This is a genomic window from Enterobacter sp. 6722112 (genome assembly GCF_058661685.1).
This window is the reverse complement of the sequence record NZ_JBZWGR010000007.1, coordinates 3,674,352-3,695,299: the sequence shown is the minus strand read 5'-3', so window position 1 is coordinate 3,695,299 and position 20,948 is coordinate 3,674,352. Positions and strand designations below refer to the sequence as shown.

Genomic DNA, 20,948 nt, shown 5'->3' with positions numbered 1-20,948 from the left:
GTTAAATTAAGGCTTCAATGCCGGATTTGACGCTCTGCACCTGCGGACCGATGATCACCTGAACGCTGTGGGCATCAAGCACCACTACTGACAAGGCGCCCGCGGCCTTCAGCGCCTGCTGGTCGATAAGCCCCATATCTTTTACCACCAGACGTAAGCGGGTAATGCAGTTGTCGAGCGACTCAATATTCTCTTTACCGCCAAGCGCGCGAAGAATAAGCCCATGATCGTATTTCGATTTTCCACGTGCCCGGGTATTGGCTTCCACCGCCTGGAGCGCACCCTGCGCGTCAACCTCACGGCCCGGCGTTTTAATATCGTGCCTGAGGATGTACCAGCGGAAGACGAAGAAGTAGATAGCAAACCAGGCGATACCCACCGGGAACAGCAGATACCATTTGGTCGACATCCCCTGCATGACGCCGAAGATCAGCAGATCCAGAATGCCGCCGTCGGTGTTGCCGATGGTGACGCCGAGCAGCGCCATCACCATCAGCGACAGGCCAGACATAACGATATGAAACGCGTAAAGCACAGGGGCAATAAACAGGAACAGGAACTCAATCGGCTCTGAAATACCCGTGACAACTGAAACCAGCACGCCTGAAAGCAGCAGCCCTTTAATCACCGGACGGTTTTCCGGGCGCGCGGTGCGGTAGATAGCGTAAGCCACGGCAGGCAGGCCGAAGATAAATGTCGGCATAAACCCTTGCGATAAAAATGCCGTAACGTGCGGGCTAAACGGCAGGCCAGCTTTCAGCTCGGCGTAGAAAATGTTCAGCGCACCGGCCACTTCCTGGCCGTTAACCATCTCAATGCCGCCCGCCGGGGTGAAGCGCACCATCGCCAGCAGGATGTGGTGCAGGCCAAAAGGTTTGAGCAGCAGTACGCCTACGCCATACAGGAATGGCCCAAAGACGCTGGTGCTCTGGATGATATGACCAATCCCGGCAATGCCCATTGCCACATATTCCCACAGCAGGGGGATAAACAAGCCGACCAGCGACAGGGTGAGGGCGGTAATGATGGGCACAAAACGAATGCCGCTAAAGAAGGCAAACGCGTCGTGCAGCACCGTGTCCTGGAAACGTTCGTGCAGGAAGTAGGTGATCACCCCTACCACAATGCCGCCGAGCACGCCCATCTCCAGCGTTTGAATGCCAAGCACAATGGATTGTCCCACCTGTCTCATGGTGGCGGCATCCGCAAGCTGGTGGGTGGCGGTCAGGTAGTAGTTGATGCTCATGTTCATCAGCATGTAGCCAACGAATCCGGCAAAAGCGCCCACCGCTTTATTACGTCTGGCAAGGCCCATCGGGATCGCCATGGCAAACATCAGCGGCAGATAGGTAAAAGCAAAGCCGCCGACCATGGCGATAAAACCAAAGGTGAGCTGCGTTAACTCGCCGCCCAGAAAGGGAAAACTTTTGATGGTGGAAGGGCTGGTGACAGAACTACCGATACCTAACAACAACCCCATAAAGGCCAACAGTGAGACCGGGAACATAAACGTCTTTCCCAGGCTCTGGAAAAACTCCCACGCTTTCGATTTAAACGACTTTTCCTGTGTCATGTAGGGACTCCTCGGTTTTTTAGGATAATGGAAGGCGCTGTCCGGCTTAAGGACGCGCCTTCATATTTGCGAGGCTTATAGTTATTTTTTTAGGTACTAACGTTATGCGCGATGGGTTCAGGCTTCAGCCGCAAGCAGCAGCCGGTTCGCCGAGCCGCAAACGGTGATTTTGCTTCTGACCACCTCTTTCATGGCATCCATGCCGACGCGCATGTAGAAGCGCGGATCGTTGCCCTGTGGGTTCTCGGCAAACCAGGCTTTGACTGCGTCAGAGAAGGCGATTTTCAGCTCTGTTGCGACGTTAACTTTGCAGACGCCCAGCTCAATGGTGCGGCGCACATCCTCATCCGGCACATCACTCGCACCGTGCAGCACCAGCGGCACTGTCACTACCTCGCGGATCTCGGCCAGCCGCTGGAAGTCGATTTTTGGGCGTTTGGTATAAAGACCGTGCGCGGTACCGATGGCAACGGCGAGGCTGTCCACGCCTGTCATTTCGACAAAGCGTTTTGCTTCCTGCGGGTCGGTCAGGAACGCGCTTTCGGCGTCGACGCTCATGTCATCTTCCACTCCGCCCAGTCGGCCCAGTTCGGCCTCGACGCTACAGTCGTTGAGGTGGCAGAAATCGACGACCGATTTCACCAGCTTGACGTTTTGTTCGAAGGGGTAATGGCTACCGTCGATCATTGCGCTACGTACGCCGGCATGGACTTTGCGGCGAATGTCGTCCAGCGATTCGTGGTGATCGAGGTGTAGCGCCAGCGGCATGTCATAAGTAAGGGAATATGCGCTGCACAAGGCGTAGATCTCTTCCAGCGCAATATGTTTAAACGTCCCCGGCGTACCCGCGAGGATCACCGGCGATCGCATTTCGCTACAGACTTCGAGGATCGCCTGGATCGTCTCGGCGTTATGGATGTTAAAGGCCGGAACGGCATAGCCCTTCGCCTGTGCGTCCTGCAAAAGATATTTGGTAGAAATAATACTCATGAGCCTGTCCTCTTAAGCCTGCCACGGATGAATAACGACGCCCTGGACCACACGGTTAACCGTACCGCTGGCGGATGGCGTATCCGGCGTATTGCCAACGTGCAGAGACTGGGTCAGTGCGAAGACCTGGGCGTACATCAGGAAGCAGAACGCCTGCTCCATATCGTTAAATGAACGGGAAGGCGGCAGCAGGATATGCGGGCCAGCTTCAATGACCGGATCCGTTTCGGCTGCAATGGCTACCACGCGCATGGCCTGACGATCGCGTCGCAGTTCGGCGAGCAGATCCCGATCGTACTGACGCGTATACGGATGGCTGGAGACAAACACGACGACCAGCGTTTCGTTGTCCACCAGCGACTTAGGCCCGTGACGGAAACCCGTTGGCGAATCGTAGAATGCCGCCAGCTTGCCGGCGGTCAGCTCCAGCACCTTCAGCGCAGACTCCCGTGCGGCGCCCTGTAATCCACCGCTGCCCAGATAAACAATGCGTTTCCACGGTTCGTTACCAAAGACGCCGGGACTGAAATCGCCAAGCGATGTGAGGATCGCCTGACAGCGATCGGACACGTCGCGGAACGTTTTGCTGTTGATCGTTTCCGGTGCGAATACCGCCAGGCAGCTCGCCATCATGGTGGTGATGCTGCTTGTCATCGCGAACCCGCGATCGTGCGTTTCGGCTGGCATGAGCAGAGCGCAGGCGTTATCGCTGTCGACAGCATTCTGGTACAGGCTGCCTGCTTCATTACAGGTGATCGACAGGTGGTAGCACTCCGGTACAAACTGATTCGCCAGCTCAACGGCGGCGACGCTCTCCGGGCTATTGCCAGAACGGGCGAAAGAGACCAGCAGCAGCGGGTGCGAAGGGCTGAAATAATCCATCGGGTTGGTGACCAGATCGGTCGTAGGTATCGCGGTGATGTTTTTCCCCGTGTGGCTGGCAAGCCATGGCGCAATGATGTCGCCGATAAAAGCAGACGTACCCGCGCCGGTCAGAACGATCCGCAGATCGGGCTTGCGCAACAGTGGCGTCAGAAAACTGTCGATCGACGCGCGCAGATTATCAATATTGTTGAGCGAGCGAAGCCAGCTGGCTGGCTGCTGGCGGATCTCTTTTTCGGTCCAGGTGCCGGTGGTGGCGATAGTGGTTTGTGGCATAACTCAGTCCTTAGTCGTGTGAATTCCACATCAGACGCTGGCAAATGTGTCGCTATCTTTCGTTTCGTTTCACTTGTTCACTTTAGCAGTTAAATAAAATTTATAGAAAAGAAATCGAAAGTTCAATGGCGAAAAAGAAATAAAACGAAAAGTGTGATCGCGAAAGGAAAGGCGAAAATCAAGGAAAGGAAAAGAAAGGCCTTACGATCGTCTTCCGTAAGGCCAACAGGGCACACTGTGAAGGGGCTACAGGGAAAGAGCCTGACCCTGGATCCAGATCTGCCGGAGGTGTAAACCCGCATCCAGCGCAAGAACATTGGCGCGTTTGCCTGGCGCTAACGTTCCCAGCAGGTGATCCATACCGAGCAGACGAGCAGGATGCAGCGAGGCCATATGGATTGCGTTTTCTGGGGCGATCCCCGTATGCTCCACCATATTTCGCACGGCGGCATCCAGCGCGAGCGTGCTGCCCGCCAGCCCGCCTGAGGCCGTGCGGACAACGCCGCCCTGCATCTCGACATTTTCACCACACAACGTATAGCGCCCATCAGGCATACCCGCCGCCTGCATGGCATCGGTAATCAGCACCGTACGATCCTTCGCGCAGCAACAACATAGCCGCATGGCTCCAGGATGAACGTGATGCCCGTCGGCAATAAGCTCCAGCCACGCGCGTGGGTCCGTAAGCCCGGCGCCAACCATGCCGGGCTCCCGGTGGTGTAACCCCGTCATGCCGTTGTAGCAGTGCACCAGCCCGGCTGCGCCTGCATCAAATGCGGCCAGGGTTTGCGCGTATGTAGCGGCGCTGTGGCCCAGCATGACGCGTATCCCTTTTTGCTTGAGGTGATGGATCGCCTTCAGGGCATCCACTTTTTCCGGAGCAAGCGCCACTACCCGCAGCGTGTTCTGCGAAACCGCAATCAGCTCATCAAGTTCCGCGAGATCCAGTTCGCGAAACAGTTCTGGCGGGTGCGCCCCTTTGTTCTGCGGTGTAAAGTACGGGCCTTCCAGATAGCTGCCCAGGATCTGCGCGCCGGGGCCACCGGCATGACAGCGCCGGGCAATGCGCCGTAACGCGCCATGGATCGCCTCCAGCGGAGCGGTGACGGTGGTAGGCAGAAACGCCCCCACGCCTTCACGCGCTTTGTGCATGGCTAACCGGTCCAGCACGTCGGGCGCATCATCCATCACATCCACACCCGCGCCGCCGTGGACGTGAATATCAATGTATGCCGGGCAAAGCAGGTCTGCCTCGCGGGTATTAACCCCTGCCGGAATCGGCTCGATGGCGGTGATGACGCCTCTATCCATACGCAGCTGATGGTCATCCAGCCAGCCCTGCCCGGTAAGCAGACGACGCGCGCGCAGCAGTTGCCTCATATCCCTTCCTCGGCGGGCGCTTCCTCGCGACAGCGTGCAAGTTCATCCACCAGGCTGGTCAGGCCGCGATGGCCGCACTCCAGCGCCTGCAAACGAAAGGCTTCACTGCTTAACCCGTCGCGCTCCAGAACCATCTCCAGCAAAAGCTGGAGATTGGTGCCGGTGATCACTTCGCTGCCGGGGCGCTGCATCGCGAGGGTAGAGGCCACACGAAACGGCGTACCGCCGAGAAGATCGGTGAGAAACACGATATCGTGCTCTGCATCCAGTTCATTCACTGCCTGCTCAAGCTGCGCGGTCAGCCGCGCAGTGGTGGAGCTTTCCGGAAAATCGATGGCGATAAACTGCGGCTGTTCGCCGAGGATTTGCTTCATCGCCTGTTCCAGCCCGCTGGCAAAACCGCCGTGACCCGTCAAAATAATGCCTAACATCGCAACCTCTTTGCTTTTTACAGGAAGTGACAGAATTTACCGACAACGCCCAGCACCACGGTGATACCAATCAGGCGCAGCGGGCTCCAGCCACGGCGTACCAGCCAGAACATGGTCAGGGTGTAGACCAGCGGCAGAAAGGCGGGCATCAGTTTGTCGATCACATCGGTTTGCAGTTTGACGACCGCATCCCCGGCTTTAATCTCGAGTGTGGTATTCAGGCGCACATAGGTTGCCACAAGCGCGCCGATCACTGTCATCCCGACAATGGACGCAGCATGACCAACCTTTTTGGTGTTGGCCTTGATCAGCGGGATCGCGGCGACACCCATTCGGTACGCATAGTGCGCCAGACCAAAACGCAGGCCGAGATGCACCACGTTAAACAGCACGATAAAAACCACCGCGCCAAGAATGGAGCCCTGTAGCGCAAGGCTGGCGCCAATCCCCCCGCAGATGGGCAGCAGGGTCAGCCAGAACATGGCGTCACCAATGCCACCGAGCGGTGCGCCGACGGCAATTTTAGTGCTCTGGATGCTGTTCACATCCTGCTTGGAACGCTCCATTGCCAGAATAATGCCGATGACGAAGGTCACCAGGAACGGGTGGGTGTTAAAGAAGCCCATATGGCCTTTCATGGCGCGCGCCAGGTCCCGCTTATTGGTGTGGATCTTTTTCAGCGCGGGCAGTAGCCCATACAGCCAGCCGGAGGCCTGCATACGCTCGTAGTTAAACGAGGCCTGTAGCAGCATGGAACGCCAGGCGACACGGTTAATATCCTTTTTCGTTAGCTCAGCACCAATACTCTGGTCTTCGTAGACGTTTTCATTCACGCCGGTCAGCAGTGTCTCTTCACTTTCAGACACGCCCGGCAGGGTGGTGTGATTAGATGCCATCTTCAAATTCCTCTTTCTGGGCCGCAGGCGCCGTGGGTTCAGGCGATTTGCGCAGCAGGTCGATCAGCGCCATCGCCAGCGCAGCCGCGGCAATCGCCAGCACCGGGAGTTTCAGCCAGGCCGCGGCGACAAAGCCGATAATGAAGTAAGGGATGTAAACGTTTTTCATCATGATCTTCAGCAGCACGGCGAAGCCGATCGCTGGCATGATGCCGCCCGCGACGCCGAGACCGTCGATCAGACGTTCCGGCAGCACGTCAATGGCGGTTTTCGCATGTTCAGCCCCGAAGTAGATGGGCAGAAACGCGCACAGGAAGTAGAAGACGCCGAGCGCCAGCAGTGCCAGATAGTTGACCCGTTCAATACCACGGGTGTCTGCGTTAGCCGCCATGCGATCGCAGCGGGACATCACGCCGGACATCACCGAGAAGAGGAAAGTGATCCCCATCTGAACCGCCACGGCAAACGGCACGGCGACCCCAACGGCGACATCCGGCTTCACGCCTGTAGTAATGGCAAATGTGGTGCCAACGATGGTGCCGATAATCACGTTTGGCGGCTGCGCGCCCGCCAGCGGCGCGAGTCCCATCCAGACCAGTTCTAACGTACCGCCGGTCAGAATTCCGGTGTGCAAATCGCCCAGAATCAGGCCAACCAGTGGCCCGAGCACCACCGGACGGTGCATGTGTGTTAAGCCGTTAAACATATCCAGGCCCGCTATAAAGGCGAGAAGCCCCAGCGCGAAAGCCTGCAACAGACTGATTTCCATTGTGAATCCCTCAGAGCAGTTTAAAGAGATCCAAAGCAGTCTCTGTTGGAACGCCCTGAACGAAGCATTCCACTCCGGCCGCCTTCAGGCCGTTAAACGCGGCGATATCGTTCGCGTCTACAGATACCGTTTTGGCAATTTGCTGTTTGCCACTGGCGTAATGCATATTTCCGACGTTAATACGGGTGATGGGCACGCCGCCCTCGACCAGCGTTAAAAAATCAGCCGGTGTTTTACAGACCAGCAGAATTTTCTGCCGGTCGGCGGCGCGATGAATGTTGTCGATCACTTTTTGCAGGGACCAGAAACGCACGGCGATGCCTTCCGCCAGCACCATCTCCATCAGGTTTTGCTGAACCGGATCGTCTGCAACCTCGTCATTTGCCACCAGCACCAGGTTCGCCCCCGCAAACCCCACCCACTGTACGCCCACCTGACCGTGGATCAGGCGTTCATCAATGCGGCATAAGACAATGTTTGGCATAGCGTTTTCCTCTTTTTAATTATGCGTGTTGAGTCGTTACGCCTTCGCAGGCGGCATGGTACTGCTGGAGTATGTCCTGAATGTGGTCGAGGATGAGTTCCCGTGGTGTGGACCTGAGAGCGCCATCGCGAACTTTGCTGTACTGCAACGGCAGATACTGGCTGATCAGCGGCAGCGGGATCGGTTCATCCGCCAGGTTGCGTACCAGCCGCTCAAAGGCGTCGTCAATCTGGCTGTCTGGCCAGTAATAGCGCACGCGGTCGGAATAGCTGTAACCGCGCGCCAGGCGACGGGCATTGCCGTCGCCGTGATAGTGGCTTTGCCAGTATTCCGGGCGATCGAGCATCACGTTTTCCAGGACGTGACGCAGCCCTGAGCAGGCTTTTGCCGGCAGCAGCTCTTCTTCAATTGCTGCCAGTGAGAACAGCGCTTCGCGCAGCGCGAAGGTTAGCGCAGGGCCGACTTTCAGAATGGCGAAGTGATCTTTCACCAACTGGCGCAGCGCCTGCGGCGTCTGGTAATCGGTAGAGTGTGCTTCAAATACAAGCGTGTCGTAGGCTTCAACCATCTCGCTCAGCGCGACGGCTTTATGCGGTTGATAGTCACAAACCTGCGCATGGTCGAACTCAACGCCAGGCTGAACCACCAGGCCAATAATGCGCGGCCAGATGTCGCTTAACCCTTCCTTCTCGAATGCGTGGCGGTGTGCCTCAAGCGTGGCGCGTGCCGCCTCTGGCGTGGTGACCTCAAGCTCGGTCAGCGTCTCGTGTGCCCCACCGGGAACCGGAACTTCCGTGCCGATAACGTAGACCAGATCGGCTATGCCAAATTGCTCGAGACAGGTGGTTTCGGCAATTTTAGCCAGCCGAGCGGCACGCCCGGCAACGATTGCATCGGTTAACGGAACCGGGTCGTCTTCGCAGGACATGCTGCAATCGAGGTGAATTTTTTTAAATCCGGCCGCCACGTAGCTTCTGATCAGATCGTCGGCGTTCGCCATCGCCTGCGAAGCCGGCAGGTTTTGCCAGCGGTTTGGACCTAAATGATCGCCGCCAAGGATCAGCTGCGAGGTGGGGAAACCAAGAGATCCCGCCAGCTTGCAGACAAACCCATAAAAATCGGCGGGCGTCATACCGGTATAACCGCCAAACTGATCCACCTGGTTTGAGGTGGCTTCTATCAGCAGGGGCGTCTGTTGTGAATGGGCGTAACGTAGTGCAGCTTCAAGTACCAGTGGATGTGCGGAACAGACGGCATAAATCCCGTTTGTATTCCCCCGTTTATGTTGTTCCACCATTTCTGTCAGATGTTTCACTTTCCTCTCCATTTCGGATGGTGTTGGTATTTATCTTTCGTTTTGTTTCATTTGATACTGCATTATGGTGAGGTAAAAATAAAACGAAAGATAATAGTTTTCCGATCTGTTTCACAAAAGAAACATAATGAAAGGTTTCAGTGGCGGTTAAGCTTGCGTCCGCACACCATACAGGGCTTGCATTCCCTCAAAAGAAAGGCGTTAATAAGCAAAACGAAATGAAACGAAAGTGTATTTACTAAGGAGCTCGTATGAGCAGCACCGATTCGTCCGCAGAGAAGCGCATCACCGGCACCAGTGAAAGGCGAGAGCAGATCATTCAGCGGTTGCGGGCGCAGGGAAGCGTGCAGGTTAACGATCTTTCTCTTTTATTCGGCGTGTCGACGGTGACGATCCGTAACGATCTGGCCTTTCTGGAAAAGCAGGGGATTGCCGTTCGCGCTTACGGCGGCGCGCTGATTTGCGAAGGCAATGCCCCCGGCGTGGAGCCGTCCGTTGAGGACAAAAGTTCCCTTAATACGGCAGTGAAGCGCAGCATCGCGCAGGCGGCGGCTGAACTGGTGAAGCCGGGTCACCGCATTATTCTGGACTCCGGCACCACAACCTTTGAAATTGCCCGCATGCTGCGCCAGCACACCGATGTCATTGCCATGACCAACGGGATGAACGTGGCAAACGCGCTGCTGGAAGCGGAGGGCGTAGAGCTGCTGATGACCGGCGGGCACTTGCGCCGTCAGTCGCAGTCCTTCTACGGCGACCAGGCGGAGCAGTCCTTACAGAATTACCATTTTGACCTGCTGTTCCTGGGCGTCGATGCCATCGATCTCGACCGGGGGGTGAGTACGCACAACGAGGATGAAGCCCGTCTGAACCGCAAAATGTGCGAGGTGGCGGAGCGTATTATCGTTGTCACGGACTCCAGCAAGTTTAATCGTTCAAGCCTGCATAAAATTATTGATACCCAGCGGATCGACATGATTATCGTTGATGAAGGCATTCCGGCGGAAAGCCTGGAAGGGTTACGCAAAAGCGGGATCGATGTGGTGCTGGTCTAAAGGGGCTTTTCCCCTCACCCTAACCCTCTCCCCATAGGGAGAGGGTTCCCCAGTAATTTGAAAGCAAAAGCGATAACGTTGCCTCAGAATAACTGAGGGCTTTCAGCGATGCCTCGGTCTGGCTGTAAATCGCTGAGGCGTTTCCTGTAGGCCGGGGCGAGGCGCAGGGATGCGCCGAGAGGGCGGGCTTTACAGGGATGTTACCTCCGCCCGTCCCCGATAAGCCGGAAGGAATAAGCCGAAGGCACCGCGAAGCGGCGATTTACCGCCGGAAGCCCGGGTCGCCAGGGTGGTGGCGACTGAGCCACCCTGGCACGTTCACCGGTCATGTCGTGACAGAGTAGCAAGGAACATAAAGTGAACGGAATGACCACCAGAGCCGTATGTTCCCCCTCACCCCAGCCCTCTCCCTCAAGGGAGAGGGGGCCGTCTGTGCAGGCATTATTTTGTGGGGAACCCTCAGCCCCATAGGGGGGAGGGGACTGCCCGGTGCGGTTTTTTACCCTCTCCCCTGTGGGGAGAAGGCAGGATGAGGGGCCATCAGGTCACCGGCGCCGGGTTAAACACCGCCAGCGAGTTATGCAATCCCCATTGATCGGAGAAGGTTTTCTTCCGCCCGCTTGCCACATCCAGAATGAAGTGGAACAGCTTCCAGCCCACCTCTTCAATACTCTCTTCCCCGGTGGCGATGGTGCCCGCGTTGATATCCATTAAGTCATACCAGCGGTTTGCCAGCTCGGTGCGGGTCGCCATTTTGATCACCGGTACCGCCATCAGGCCGTACGGCGTGCCGCGCCCGGTGGTAAAGACCTGTACCGTAATGCCGGACGCCACCTGCTGGGTGCCGCACACGAAATCACTGGCAGGCGTTGCCGCATAGATCAGGCCGCGTTTGGTTGGTCGCTGGCCAGGGGAGAGCACTTCCACAATCGCGCTCTGGCCGGATTTGGCAATCGATCCGAGGGCCTTTTCCACCACGTTGGCCAGGCCGCCTTTCTTGTTACCCGGAGACGGGTTGGCGCTGCGGTCGGTTTTGCCCATGTCGAGATAGTTATCGTACCAGGCCATCTCCTCCAGCAGGCGTTTGCCCACCTCTTCGTTGACGGCGCGCGGCGTGAGCAGGTGGATAGCATCACGCACTTCGGTCACTTCGGAGAACATCACCGTGGCGCCGCAGCGCACGAACAGATCGGAGGCATAACCGACCGCCGGGTTAGCGGTGACGCCGGAAAACGCATCGCTGCCGCCACACTGTGTCCCAACGACCAGTTCAGAGGCCGGGCAGGTTTCACGCTGGCGTTTGTTCAGCTTCTCCAGATGGCGCTCTGCCACCTGTAAAATGTCGTCGATCATCGATCTGAAGCCGACATGGTGTTCATCCTGAAGACGCACAATACTGGCATCGTCAACCGGAATGGCTTTCACATCTTCCGTACCCTGCAACAGGCGTTCTGGCTGCAATTTTTCACAGCCGAGACCAATCACCATGACCTCACCGCCAAAGTTTGGGTTAAGGGCGATATTGTGAATCGTGCGGATCGGCACGACCGCTGCGGGCGCGTTGATCGCCACGCCGCAGCCGTACAGGTGGTTAAGACCCACCACGCCGTCAACGTTGGGGTATTTCGGTAGCAGATCGCGCTCAATAATTTTCACCACATAATCCACTACGCCCGCCACGCAATGCACGCTGGTGGTGATGCCAAGCAGGTTTTTGGTTCCCACGCTGCCATCCGCGTTGCGGTAACCTTCGAAGGTATAACCCTCCAGCGGAGGCAACGGCTCAGGGACGCGGGTAGCCAGCGGCAACGACTCCAGCGGCGGGGCGGTGGGCAGCTCAACCAGCGACTCCTCAATCCAGCTACCCTGCGGGATAGCGCGCACCGCATAGCCGATGACTTCGCCGTAGCGCACGATTTCGCCCTGCGCCGGGATATCGACCAGTGCGACTTTATGCCCCTGCGGAATGTGCTCAATCAGCTCCGGGCCATCCGGAAAGCGGGTGCCAGCTTTTAAGCCATTGTCGTTGACAATAATCGCCACGTTATCGGTATCGTGCACTTTTATATAGAACGCCGTCGGCGACGCCTGTCGAATTTCAATATCGGCCATTGTTCACTCTTCTCCAGCAAAATATCTGATACTAAATATAGCCAGATGGTTAATTGTTTCTTATTGAGGAAATAAAGAATGCCAGGAGAGGAAAGGTGAGAATGTGATCGCGATCGCTCCCGAACCACTAATCGTTGATTCTGTGCATCAGCGCCCACTGTGTTGGGCATATGCTCAAAATAGCGTGCTACTCCCGTTGGATAATTGAGCATTGAGACAATGTGCTGCCGGGTGGTGACGATTATACTGAATGACGATTTTATAACGCCAAAATTCAGTCAGGAAAATAAATATAACGCTGACGCTGAGTCGGAATAAATAAGAAAAGCTACTGGCTAAAACTGCGGAATTAAAAAAGGTATAAGTAATGAGTAACGACATCTTCCCGAATAAATTTAAAGCGGCCCTCGCGGCGCATCAGATTCAGATTGGCTGCTGGTCTGCGCTGGCCAACCCCATCAGCACCGAAGTGCTGGGCCTGGCCGGGTTCGACTGGCTGGTGCTGGACGGCGAACATGCGCCAAACGATATCAACACGTTTATTCCGCAGCTGATGGCGCTGAAAGGCAGCCACAGCGCGCCGGTGGTGCGTTTACCCACCAACGAGCCGGTGATCATCAAGCGTCTGCTGGATATCGGCTTCTACAACTTCCTGATCCCGTTTGTTGAAACGGAAGAAGAAGCGGTGCTGGCCGTGGCGGCGACCCGCTACCCACCGGAAGGGATCCGCGGCGTGTCCGTCTCGCACCGCGCCAACATGTTTGGCACCGTGCCGGACTATTTCGCTCAGTCCAACAAGAACATCACCATTCTGGTTCAGATCGAGAGCCAGCAGGGGGTCGATAACGTCGACGCTATTGCCGCGACGGAGGGGGTAGACGGCATTTTCGTCGGCCCGAGCGATCTGGCGGCCGCCTTTGGTCATCTGGGCAACGCCAGCCATCCGGACGTGCAGCGCGCAATTCAGCACATTTTTGCCCGTGCCAAAGCGCACGGTAAACCGTGCGGCATTCTGGCGCCAGTGGAAGCCGATGCCCGCCGCTACCTGGAGTGGGGCGCAACGTTTGTTGCCGTGGGCAGCGATCTCGGCGTATTCCGCGCCGCCACGCAGAAATTAGCGGACGCTTTTAAAAAATAACCATCATTGAGGAAACAGATTATGACGCTGAAAGTGGGTTTTATTGGCCTGGGTATCATGGGCAAACCAATGAGCAAAAACCTCATCAAAGCAGGTTACTCACTGGTGGTTTTAGATCGTAATTCAGACGCGGTGGCAGAGGTGATTGCGGCTGGCGCAGAAACGGCGACAACCGCAAAAGCGATTGCTGAGCAGTGCGACGTGATTATCACCATGCTGCCAAACTCCCCGCACGTGAAAGAGGTGGCGCTGGGTGAGAACGGCATTATCGACGGCGCGAAGCCGGGTCTGGTGGTGATCGACATGAGTTCTATCGCACCGCTGGCAAGCCGCGAAATCAGCGAGGCGCTGAAAGTGAAAGGTGTGGAGATGCTGGATGCGCCAGTCAGCGGCGGCGAACCGAAAGCCATCGACGGCACCTTGTCGGTGATGGTGGGGGGCGATAAAGCCGTGTTTGACAAATACTACGACCTGATGAAAGCCATGGCTGGCTCCGTGGTGCACACCGGTGAAATTGGCGCAGGCAACGTCACCAAGCTGGCAAACCAGGTGATTGTGGCGTTGAACATCGCGGCCATGTCCGAAGCGCTGACGCTGGCCACCAAAGCGGGAGTTAATCCGGATCTGGTCTATCAGGCCATTCGCGGTGGTCTGGCGGGCAGCACCGTGCTGGATGCCAAGGCGCCGATGGTGATGGATCGTAACTTCAGGCCGGGCTTCCGCATCGATCTGCACATTAAGGATCTGGCGAATGCGCTGGATACCTCCCACGGCGTGGGCGCGCAGTTGCCGCTGACTGCCGCCGTCATGGAGATGATGCAGGCGCTGCGTGCGGACGGTCTGGGCACCGCCGATCACAGCGCGTTAGCGTGCTATTACGAAAAACTGGCGAAGGTTGAAATTGCTCGCTAATGACGTCCTGCCCGGTGGCGTTACGCTTACCGGGCCTACGGCTCAGGCATACAACTATGAAAATCGTAATCGCGCCAGACTCTTATAAAGAAAGCCTGTCTGCCACCGAGGTGGCGCAGGCGATAGAAAAAGGATTTCGGGAAATTTTCCCCGACGCTCATTACGTGTCTGTTCCCGTTGCTGACGGCGGAGAAGGTACGGTTGAAGCGATGATCGCTGCGACGCAGGGCACCTGGCAGCAGGCTGTCGTCACCGGCCCGTTAGGGGAAAAGGTGAAGGCCAGTTGGGGGATCTCGGGCGACGGTACCACCGCGTTTATCGAGATGGCCGCCGCCAGCGGCCTGGTGCTTGTTCCTCCCGCGCAGCGTAACCCGCTGGTCACGACGTCGCGCGGGACGGGGGAGCTGATCCTCAGCGCGCTGGATAAAGGCGCGCGCAACATCATTATCGGTATCGGCGGGAGCGCAACCAACGATGGGGGCGCGGGTATGATGCAGGCGCTGGGCGCGAAGTTTACGGATGCGAACGGGACGGAGATCGGCTACGGCGGCGGCAGCCTGATGGCGCTTAACTGGATTGATATTTCCGATCTCGATCCGCGTCTTCAGGGATGCGCAATCCGCGTCGCCTGTGACGTGACGAATCCGCTGGTCGGTGAAAGCGGCGCGTCGCGTATCTTTGGCCCGCAAAAAGGCGCCACGGAGGAGATGATCCTCGAACTCGACGCCAATCTTAGCCACTACGCCGGGGTGATCAAAAAATCGCTGCGCATTGACGTCAACCGGGTTCCGGGGGCTGGCGCCGCGGGCGGCATGGGCGCAGCGCTGATGGCCTTCCTGGGCGCTGAGCTGAAAAGCGGCATCGAGATTGTCACTCAGGCGCTCAATCTTGAAGAACATATTCACGACTGCACGTGGGTGCTGACCGGGGAAGGGCGCATCGACAGCCAGAGCATTAATGGCAAAGTGCCCGTCGGTGTGGCGAGCGTCGCCAAAAAATACCATAAGCCGGTGATCGGGATTGCCGGAAGTCTGACGCAGGATGTGGGTGTGGTGCATCAGTACGGCATCGACGCGGTGTTCAGCGTACTGACCCGCATCGGTTCACTGGAAGAGGCGTTCCAGGGAGCGTATGACAACATTTACCGCGCCTCGCGGAATATCGCGGCCACATTGCAGGTAGGCATGCGTAGCCAGGGGTGACAGCGGCGCGCAAACCCTCTATACTGCGCGCCGAAGCTGACCAGACAGTCGCCGCTTCGTCGTCGTCCCTTTCGGGGGAGACGGGCGGAGGGGAGGAAAGTCCGGGCTCCACAGGGCAGGGTGCCAGGTAACGCCTGGGGGGGAAACCCACGACCAGTGCAACAGAGAGCAAACCGCCGATGGCCCGCGCAAGCGGGATCAGGTAAGGGTGAAAGGGTGCGGTAAGAGCGCACCGCGCGGCTGGTAACAGTCCGTGGCACGGTAAACTCCACCCGGAGCAAGGCCAAATAGGGGTTCACATGGTACGGCCCGTACTGAACCCGGGTAGGCTGCTTGAGCCAGTGAGCGATTGCTGGCCTAGATGAATGACTGTCCACGACAGAACCCGGCTTATCGGTCAGCTTCAACTTCTTACGAAACCCCGCTTCGGCGGGGTTTTTGCTTTCTGAAGGTTGCAGGCCGGGTAAGCGAAGCGCCAAACGACATCAATTCTCAATTTTGCGACGCTAAGCACATTTCACTATTTGCCTGACTGTGTGTTCCTCTCATCTGCTGCGCATGATCGTAATCACAAAATTTAACGCTGTAAAATTAGAAAATTTTAGTGTTGAGAAGATGTTGTAAATGTTTAGTCAGTGATGCCGAATGTTATTCATTTGATAATTTAATATTGAATCTATACCCGTGATCATTGAAGACGCTTGATTTTTCAGCAACAGGAGATCATGCTGTCCCCATGAAAATCTTTATCACTGACCAACAAAAAGCTGAACTTGAGCGTCTTCATGACTCCAGTCGTGATAAGCGCGTTTGCGATCGCATTAAAGCCATTCTTCTGGCCTCCGAGGGCTGGAGTTCGGCCATGATCGCTCAGGCTTTACGCCTGCATCAGACTACTGTTGACCACCATATCAGCGAGTTTCTGAACAAAGGCAAGCTGAAGCCCGAAAATGGCGGCTCAGACAGCAAACTCAGCGCTGAACAAACGGCTTTTTTAATCAGCCACTTATCCGACAATTTATTTTACCATACCCGTGATATTGTCGCGTTTGTCGCGCGGACATGGAACATCGTTTTCAGCATTCCGGGAATGAATAAGTGGCTGCACCGGAACGGCTTCACCTATAAAAAACCGTCAGGCGTCCCGCATAAATTCAGTGAAGAGAAACAAAAGCAATTCATTGAATATTATGAGGAACTCAAAGCCACCGCAGGTGATGAACCGGTTCTTTTTATTGATGCTGTCCATCCGACTCAGGCCACCAAAATAGGTTATGGCTGGATACGTAAAGGCCAGAGAAAAGCGGTAAAAACAACAGGTAGTCGTACACGGCTGAATATCATGGGGGCGCTGAATCTGAAGGCCCCGGAACATCCGCTAATCTGCGAATATAAAACGGTTAATGAATACAACGTATCTCGTTTTTTCAATGAGATACGTAAAATTTATCCAGATTATCAGCAGAAAGTTCATGTTATTCTGGATGGTGCTGGTTATCACCGTTCACAGTTAGTGAAAGACTGGGCGGAGGTGGTAAATATAAAACTTCATTACCTCCCGCCGTACAGCCCGAACCTGAATCCGATAGAACGAATGTGGAAGTTAATGAACGAACATGCCCGGAATAACCGCTACTTCAGCAACAGCAGGGAGTTCAGGGATGCAATATCTGAATTTTTCAGCCATACGTTACCGGGGATAGCGGGTTTTCTGACGTCCCGAATTAACGATCATTTTCAGGTGCTCAAACCTGCATCTTGAGGTTTATTGGGTATAAAAACATTCTTCTGGTGAATGTGTGATATATCCCACTCTTTAACCGGAAAGTGAATAAATATTCCTGGTAAAGTTGATAAACCACAAAAATGTTTTAAAGGAATAATGGTGTTTTATTAACCTTTAATTGCCTGAAAGATAGCCTTTATTAATATTTTTAAAGCAAAAAAATTCACGCTGGTTATTGCCATAAAATAAATTTATTACCGCGTTTTTTATTGATCAATATCAGCGTAAATGCGTATTTTTATTGTGATAAGCATTTAATTTATAAAGACATAAATAGATTTCTGGTGCGATTGAAAACAGAGCGTCCTGGCAAATTGTGAGTAACAGCACATACCCCCTGAAACAATATTGGGTAGAATCCGCTGCGTCATAGGGAAATAAGCGCAGAATATTATGAATACTATTATTCTACCGAAAACACAGCACCTCGTGGTATTTCAGGAAGTCATCAAAAGTGGCTCCATAGGTTCTGCTGCAAGACAACTGGGGCTGACGCAACCTGCCGTCAGCAAAATCATCAGCGACATCGAATCCTACTTTGGGGTGGAAGTGATGGTGCGTAAGAACACCGGCGTAAAACTCACTGCCGCCGGTCAGGTGCTGCTGTCCTACGCTGAGTCGATCACCCGCGAAATGAAAAACATGGTGAGCGAGATTAACAGCCTCAGTTTCAGTACCGTCATGGACGTCTCTTTTGGCTATCCGTCGCTGATTGGCTTCACCTTCCTGTCCGGGATGATCAAAAAATTCAAGGAAGTGTTCCCGAAAGCGCGCGTCTCAATGTATGAAGCGCAGCTCTCTTCATTCCTGCCCGCCATTCGCGATGGCCGGCTGGATTTCGCCATCGGCACGCTGAGCGACGGGATGCAGCTTCAGGATCTTCACGTTGAGCCACTGTTTGAATCCGAGTTTGTGCTGGTGGCGAGTAAATCACGAACGTGCACCGGCCCGACCAGACTGGCATCGCTCACGCACGAGCAGTGGGTGATGCCGCAAACCGATATGGGCTACTACAACGAACTCCTGACCACCCTGCAAGACAACCACATAAGCATTGAAAACATCGTCCAGACCGATTCCGTCGTCACCATCTATAACCTTGTCCTCAATGCCGATTACCTGACGGTGATCCCCCGTGACATGATTGCGCCATTCGGCTCGGACCAGTTTATTGTTCTGCCGGTGGAAGATGAATTACCCGTGGCGCGTTATGCCGCCGTGTGGTCAAAAAATTACAGTATTAAAAAATCGGCGTCAGTATTAGTTGAACTGGCAAAACAATATTCGTCGATGAATATCGAAAAACGACGATAGAAATAATGATGATTTAAAACACCCGGAGCGACGCTTTTTAACGCTCTGATACCCTGACTTTGCCTGAAAACAATGAATTATTATAACGAGGATATTATGCACATTACTTACGATCTCCCGGTGACCATTGAAGATATTCAGGACGCCAGAAAAAGACTGGCGGGAAAGATCTATAAAACCGGTATGCCGCGCTCGAATTATCTGAGCGAACGGTGTAAGGGTGAGATATTCCTGAAATTTGAAAATATGCAGCGTACCGGTTCGTTTAAAATACGTGGGGCATTTAATAAATTAAGCTCGCTGACCGATGCGGAAAAACGCAAGGGCGTGGTGGCCTGTTCCGCAGGGAACCACGCGCAGGGGGTCTCTCTCTCCTGCGCCATGCTCGGCATCGACGGCAAAGTGGTCATGCCGATGGGCGCGCCGAAATCCAAGGTTGCCGCCACGCGTGACTACTCTGCCGAAGTGGTGCTGCACGGCGAGAACTTTAACGACACCATCGCCAAAGTGAGCGAAATCGTCGAGATGGAAGGGCGCATTTTTATCCCGCCTTACGACGATCCGAAAGTCATTGCCGGCCAGGGCACCATCGGCCTGGAAATCCTCGAAGATTTATATGACGTGGATAACGTGATTGTCCCCATCGGCGGCGGCGGTTTAATTGCCGGTATTGCGACAGCAATTAAATCCATCAACCCGACTATCAATATTATCGGCGTGCAGTCTGAAAATGTGCACGGAATGGCGGCATCGTATCAGGCCGGAGAAATAACCAGTCATCGTGTTACCGGCACATTAGCTGACGGCTGCGACGTGTCTCGCCCAGGTAATTTAACCTTCGAAATTGTTCGTGAATTAGTCGATGACATTGTGCTGGTCAGCGAAGACGAGATTCGCAACAGCATGATCGCGCTTATTCAGCGAAATAAGGTGGTCACGGAAGGTGCCGGTGCGCTGGCGTGCGCGGCGTTATTAAGCGGCAAGCTGGACCACTATATTCAGGGCCGAAAAACCGTCTGCATTATTTCCGGCGGCAATATTGATCTCTCCCGTGTTTCCCAAATTACCGGCTTCGTTGACGCATAAAGGATGACTTATGAGCAACACAGAAAGCATTATCGTTGGCCAGACAAAAACGTCCACCTGGCGTAAATCGGATACCACCTGGACGCTCGGCCTGTTTGGTACCGCCATTGGCGCAGGCGTGCTGTTCTTCCCTATCCGTGCAGGCTTTGGCGGCCTGATCCCTATCCTGCTGATGCTGGTACTCGCGTTCCCGATTGCCTTTTACTGCCACCGCGCGCTGGCGCGTCTGTGTTTGTCCGGCAGTAACGTCTCCGGCAACATCACCGAAACGGTGGAGGAGCATTTTGGTAAGACCGGCGGGGTGGTGATCACCTTCCTCTACTTCTTTGCCATTTGCCCGCTGCTGTGGATTTACGGCGTCACCATTACCAACACCTTTATGACCTTCTGGGAAAACCAGCTCCAGATGCCCGCCCTGAACCGCGGCGTGGTGGCGCTGTTCCTGCTGCTGCTGATGGCCTTTGTTATCTGGTTCGGTAAAGACCTGATGGTGAAAGTGATGAGCTACCTGGTGTTCCCGTTCATCGCCAGCCTGGTGTTAATTTCTCTCTCGCTGATCCCGTACTGGAACTCGGCGGTGATCGACCAGGTTAACCTGAGCGATATCGCCTTCACCGGTCATGACGGCATTCTGGTCACGGTGTGGCTGGGGATCTCCATCATGGTCTTCTCCTTCAACTTCTCGCCTATCGTCTCCTCGTTTGTGGTCTCCAAGCGCGAAGAGTACGAACCGGAGTTCGGGAAAGAGTTTACCGAGCAGAAATGTTCCAAAATCATCGGTCGCGCCAGCCTGCTGATGGTAGCGGTGGTGATGTTCTTCGCCTTTAGCTGCCTGTTTACGCTCTCTCCGCAGAACATGGCGGACGCCAAAGCGCAGAACATTCCGGTGCTCTCTTACCTGGCGAACCACTTCGCGTCGATGTCAGGCAGTAAATCCACGTTCGCCACGGTGCTGGAATACGGCGCCTCCATCATCGCGCTGGTCGCTATCTTTAAATCCTTCTTCGGCCACTATCTGGGCACGCTGGAGGGGCTGAACGGTCTGATCCTCAAGTTCGGTTACAAGGGCGACAAGAAGAAAGTCTCCGTGGGCAAGCTGAACACCATCAGCATGGTCTTCATCATGGGCTCCACCTGGATTGTGGCCTACGCCAACCCGAACATCCTGGACCTTATTGAAGCCATGGGTGCGCCAATTATCGCCTCTCTGCTGTGCCTGCTGCCGATGTACGCCATCCGCAAGGCGCCTGCGCTGGCGAAATACAAAGGCCGGACCGAGAACATCTTCGTAACCGTGGTCGGCCTGCTGACCATTCTGAACATCGTGTACAAACTGTTTTAAACCAA

18 protein-coding genes and 1 other RNA gene are annotated in these 20,948 nt (G+C 55.2%); 9 read left to right on the top strand and 10 right to left on the bottom strand.

Annotated elements, in window-relative coordinates:
• Position 1: 1 nt before the first annotated feature.
• The 9 genes from malX to kbaZ all read right to left on the bottom strand — a co-directional run bounded on the left by malX (position 2) and on the right by kbaZ (position 9,008).
• On the bottom strand, positions 2-1,573 hold the full coding sequence (malX, locus tag AC4OVU_RS19095; RefSeq protein ID WP_110292557.1) for a maltose/glucose-specific PTS transporter subunit IIBC: 1,572 nt from the start codon (positions 1,571-1,573) through the stop codon (positions 2-4).
• A gap of 117 nt (positions 1,574-1,690) precedes the next feature.
• Entirely contained in the window at positions 1,691-2,563 is an 873-nt protein-coding gene (gene kbaY, locus AC4OVU_RS19090) for a tagatose-bisphosphate aldolase subunit KbaY (RefSeq protein WP_032104419.1), read from the bottom strand.
• 12 nt (positions 2,564-2,575) lie between these two features.
• Positions 2,576-3,721: an SIS domain-containing protein gene (locus AC4OVU_RS19085; RefSeq protein ID WP_015571960.1), complete on the bottom strand. Its 1,146-nt coding sequence runs from the start codon at positions 3,719-3,721 to the stop codon at positions 2,576-2,578.
• A 246-nt stretch (positions 3,722-3,967) separates the two neighbouring features.
• Positions 3,968-5,101 carry an N-acetylglucosamine-6-phosphate deacetylase gene (gene nagA, locus AC4OVU_RS19080; protein WP_023304484.1) on the bottom strand — a complete coding sequence of 378 codons (1,134 nt, stop codon included), beginning with the start codon at positions 5,099-5,101 and terminating at the stop codon, positions 3,968-3,970.
• Entirely contained in the window at positions 5,098-5,532 is a 435-nt protein-coding gene (gene agaF, locus AC4OVU_RS19075) for a PTS galactosamine/N-acetylgalactosamine transporter subunit IIA (RefSeq protein WP_017382441.1), read from the bottom strand. The genes nagA and agaF overlap by 4 nt, the downstream gene beginning before the upstream one ends.
• A gap of 17 nt (positions 5,533-5,549) precedes the next feature.
• Positions 5,550-6,428 carry a PTS N-acetylgalactosamine transporter subunit IID gene (gene agaE, locus AC4OVU_RS19070; protein ID WP_017693933.1) on the bottom strand — a complete coding sequence of 293 codons (879 nt, stop codon included), beginning with the start codon at positions 6,426-6,428 and terminating at the stop codon, positions 5,550-5,552.
• The gene (agaW, locus tag AC4OVU_RS19065; protein WP_003861730.1) at positions 6,418-7,197 is read right to left on the bottom strand and encodes a PTS N-acetylgalactosamine transporter subunit IIC; all 780 of its coding nucleotides are present in this window, start codon (positions 7,195-7,197) and stop codon (positions 6,418-6,420) included. The genes agaE and agaW overlap by 11 nt, the downstream gene beginning before the upstream one ends.
• Before the next feature lie 10 nt (positions 7,198-7,207).
• Positions 7,208-7,681: a PTS N-acetylgalactosamine transporter subunit IIB gene (gene agaV / locus AC4OVU_RS19060; protein WP_003861728.1), complete on the bottom strand. Its 474-nt coding sequence runs from the start codon at positions 7,679-7,681 to the stop codon at positions 7,208-7,210.
• A 19-nt stretch (positions 7,682-7,700) separates the two neighbouring features.
• Positions 7,701-9,008, bottom strand: coding sequence for a tagatose-bisphosphate aldolase subunit KbaZ (gene kbaZ, locus AC4OVU_RS19055; protein ID WP_047741486.1), 1,308 nt, complete (start codon positions 9,006-9,008; stop codon positions 7,701-7,703).
• A gap of 239 nt (positions 9,009-9,247) precedes the next feature.
• On the opposite strand from kbaZ, the gene AC4OVU_RS19050 reads away from it, so the two are divergent.
• Positions 9,248-10,051 (top strand): DeoR family transcriptional regulator, encoded by an 804-nt coding sequence (locus AC4OVU_RS19050; protein WP_017693937.1) that lies wholly within the window; start codon positions 9,248-9,250, stop codon positions 10,049-10,051.
• Positions 10,052-10,591: 540 nt separating this feature from the next.
• On the opposite strand, the gene garD is transcribed toward AC4OVU_RS19050, so the two are convergent.
• Positions 10,592-12,163, bottom strand: coding sequence for a galactarate dehydratase (garD, locus tag AC4OVU_RS19045; RefSeq protein WP_110293054.1), 1,572 nt, complete (start codon positions 12,161-12,163; stop codon positions 10,592-10,594).
• A 367-nt stretch (positions 12,164-12,530) separates the two neighbouring features.
• On the opposite strand from garD, the gene garL reads away from it, so the two are divergent.
• The 8 genes from garL (at position 12,531) to tdcC (ending at position 20,943) form a co-directional block, all read left to right on the top strand.
• Complete coding sequence (garL, locus tag AC4OVU_RS19040; protein WP_129541202.1) at positions 12,531-13,301, top strand: 2-dehydro-3-deoxyglucarate aldolase; 771 nt, start codon at positions 12,531-12,533, stop codon at positions 13,299-13,301.
• 21 nt (positions 13,302-13,322) lie between these two features.
• Positions 13,323-14,213 carry a 2-hydroxy-3-oxopropionate reductase gene (gene garR / locus AC4OVU_RS19035; RefSeq protein ID WP_015571956.1) on the top strand — a complete coding sequence of 297 codons (891 nt, stop codon included), beginning with the start codon at positions 13,323-13,325 and terminating at the stop codon, positions 14,211-14,213.
• A 56-nt stretch (positions 14,214-14,269) separates the two neighbouring features.
• Positions 14,270-15,415, top strand: coding sequence for a glycerate 2-kinase (gene garK / locus AC4OVU_RS19030; protein WP_284965207.1), 1,146 nt, complete (start codon positions 14,270-14,272; stop codon positions 15,413-15,415).
• A gap of 32 nt (positions 15,416-15,447) precedes the next feature.
• Positions 15,448-15,824, top strand: an RNA gene (gene rnpB, locus AC4OVU_RS19025) — RNase P RNA component class A.
• A 327-nt stretch (positions 15,825-16,151) separates the two neighbouring features.
• Positions 16,152-17,177 (top strand): IS630 family transposase, encoded by a 1,026-nt coding sequence (locus AC4OVU_RS19020; RefSeq protein WP_040118421.1) that lies wholly within the window; start codon positions 16,152-16,154, stop codon positions 17,175-17,177.
• Between the two features lie 417 nt (positions 17,178-17,594).
• Positions 17,595-18,515, top strand: a complete 921-nt coding sequence (gene tdcA, locus AC4OVU_RS19015) for a transcriptional regulator TdcA (RefSeq protein WP_006812085.1) — start codon at positions 17,595-17,597, stop codon at positions 18,513-18,515.
• A gap of 96 nt (positions 18,516-18,611) precedes the next feature.
• Complete coding sequence (gene tdcB, locus AC4OVU_RS19010) at positions 18,612-19,601, top strand: bifunctional threonine ammonia-lyase/L-serine ammonia-lyase TdcB (protein WP_023304478.1); 990 nt, start codon at positions 18,612-18,614, stop codon at positions 19,599-19,601.
• Positions 19,602-19,611: 10 nt separating this feature from the next.
• The gene (gene tdcC / locus AC4OVU_RS19005; RefSeq protein WP_006812083.1) at positions 19,612-20,943 is read left to right on the top strand and encodes a threonine/serine transporter TdcC; all 1,332 of its coding nucleotides are present in this window, start codon (positions 19,612-19,614) and stop codon (positions 20,941-20,943) included.
• Positions 20,944-20,948 lie beyond the last annotated feature (5 nt).

Excerpts from the sequence above, each read along its gene's own strand:
- AC4OVU_RS19085 (WP_015571960.1), bottom strand. The coding sequence starts at position 3,721 with ATGCCACAAACCACTATCGCCACCACCGGCACCTGGACCGAAAAAGAG.
- agaW (WP_003861730.1), bottom strand. The coding sequence starts at position 7,197 with ATGGAAATCAGTCTGTTGCAGGCTTTCGCGCTGGGGCTTCTCGCCTTT.
- AC4OVU_RS19020 (WP_040118421.1), top strand. The coding sequence starts at position 16,152 with ATGAAAATCTTTATCACTGACCAACAAAAAGCTGAACTTGAGCGTCTT.
- kbaY (WP_032104419.1), bottom strand. The coding sequence starts at position 2,563 with ATGAGTATTATTTCTACCAAATATCTTTTGCAGGACGCACAGGCGAAG.
- malX (WP_110292557.1), bottom strand. The coding sequence starts at position 1,573 with ATGACACAGGAAAAGTCGTTTAAATCGAAAGCGTGGGAGTTTTTCCAG.
- agaV (WP_003861728.1), bottom strand. The coding sequence starts at position 7,681 with ATGCCAAACATTGTCTTATGCCGCATTGATGAACGCCTGATCCACGGT.
- AC4OVU_RS19050 (WP_017693937.1), top strand. The coding sequence starts at position 9,248 with ATGAGCAGCACCGATTCGTCCGCAGAGAAGCGCATCACCGGCACCAGT.
- agaF (WP_017382441.1), bottom strand. The coding sequence starts at position 5,532 with ATGTTAGGCATTATTTTGACGGGTCACGGCGGTTTTGCCAGCGGGCTG.
- tdcB (WP_023304478.1), top strand. The coding sequence starts at position 18,612 with ATGCACATTACTTACGATCTCCCGGTGACCATTGAAGATATTCAGGAC.
- tdcC (WP_006812083.1), top strand. The coding sequence starts at position 19,612 with ATGAGCAACACAGAAAGCATTATCGTTGGCCAGACAAAAACGTCCACC.
- garD (WP_110293054.1), bottom strand. The coding sequence starts at position 12,163 with ATGGCCGATATTGAAATTCGACAGGCGTCGCCGACGGCGTTCTATATA.
- tdcA (WP_006812085.1), top strand. The coding sequence starts at position 17,595 with ATGAATACTATTATTCTACCGAAAACACAGCACCTCGTGGTATTTCAG.
- garK (WP_284965207.1), top strand. The coding sequence starts at position 14,270 with ATGAAAATCGTAATCGCGCCAGACTCTTATAAAGAAAGCCTGTCTGCC.
- kbaZ (WP_047741486.1), bottom strand. The coding sequence starts at position 9,008 with ATGGAGAGGAAAGTGAAACATCTGACAGAAATGGTGGAACAACATAAA.
- agaE (WP_017693933.1), bottom strand. The coding sequence starts at position 6,428 with ATGGCATCTAATCACACCACCCTGCCGGGCGTGTCTGAAAGTGAAGAG.
- garR (WP_015571956.1), top strand. The coding sequence starts at position 13,323 with ATGACGCTGAAAGTGGGTTTTATTGGCCTGGGTATCATGGGCAAACCA.
- nagA (WP_023304484.1), bottom strand. The coding sequence starts at position 5,101 with ATGAGGCAACTGCTGCGCGCGCGTCGTCTGCTTACCGGGCAGGGCTGG.
- garL (WP_129541202.1), top strand. The coding sequence starts at position 12,531 with ATGAGTAACGACATCTTCCCGAATAAATTTAAAGCGGCCCTCGCGGCG.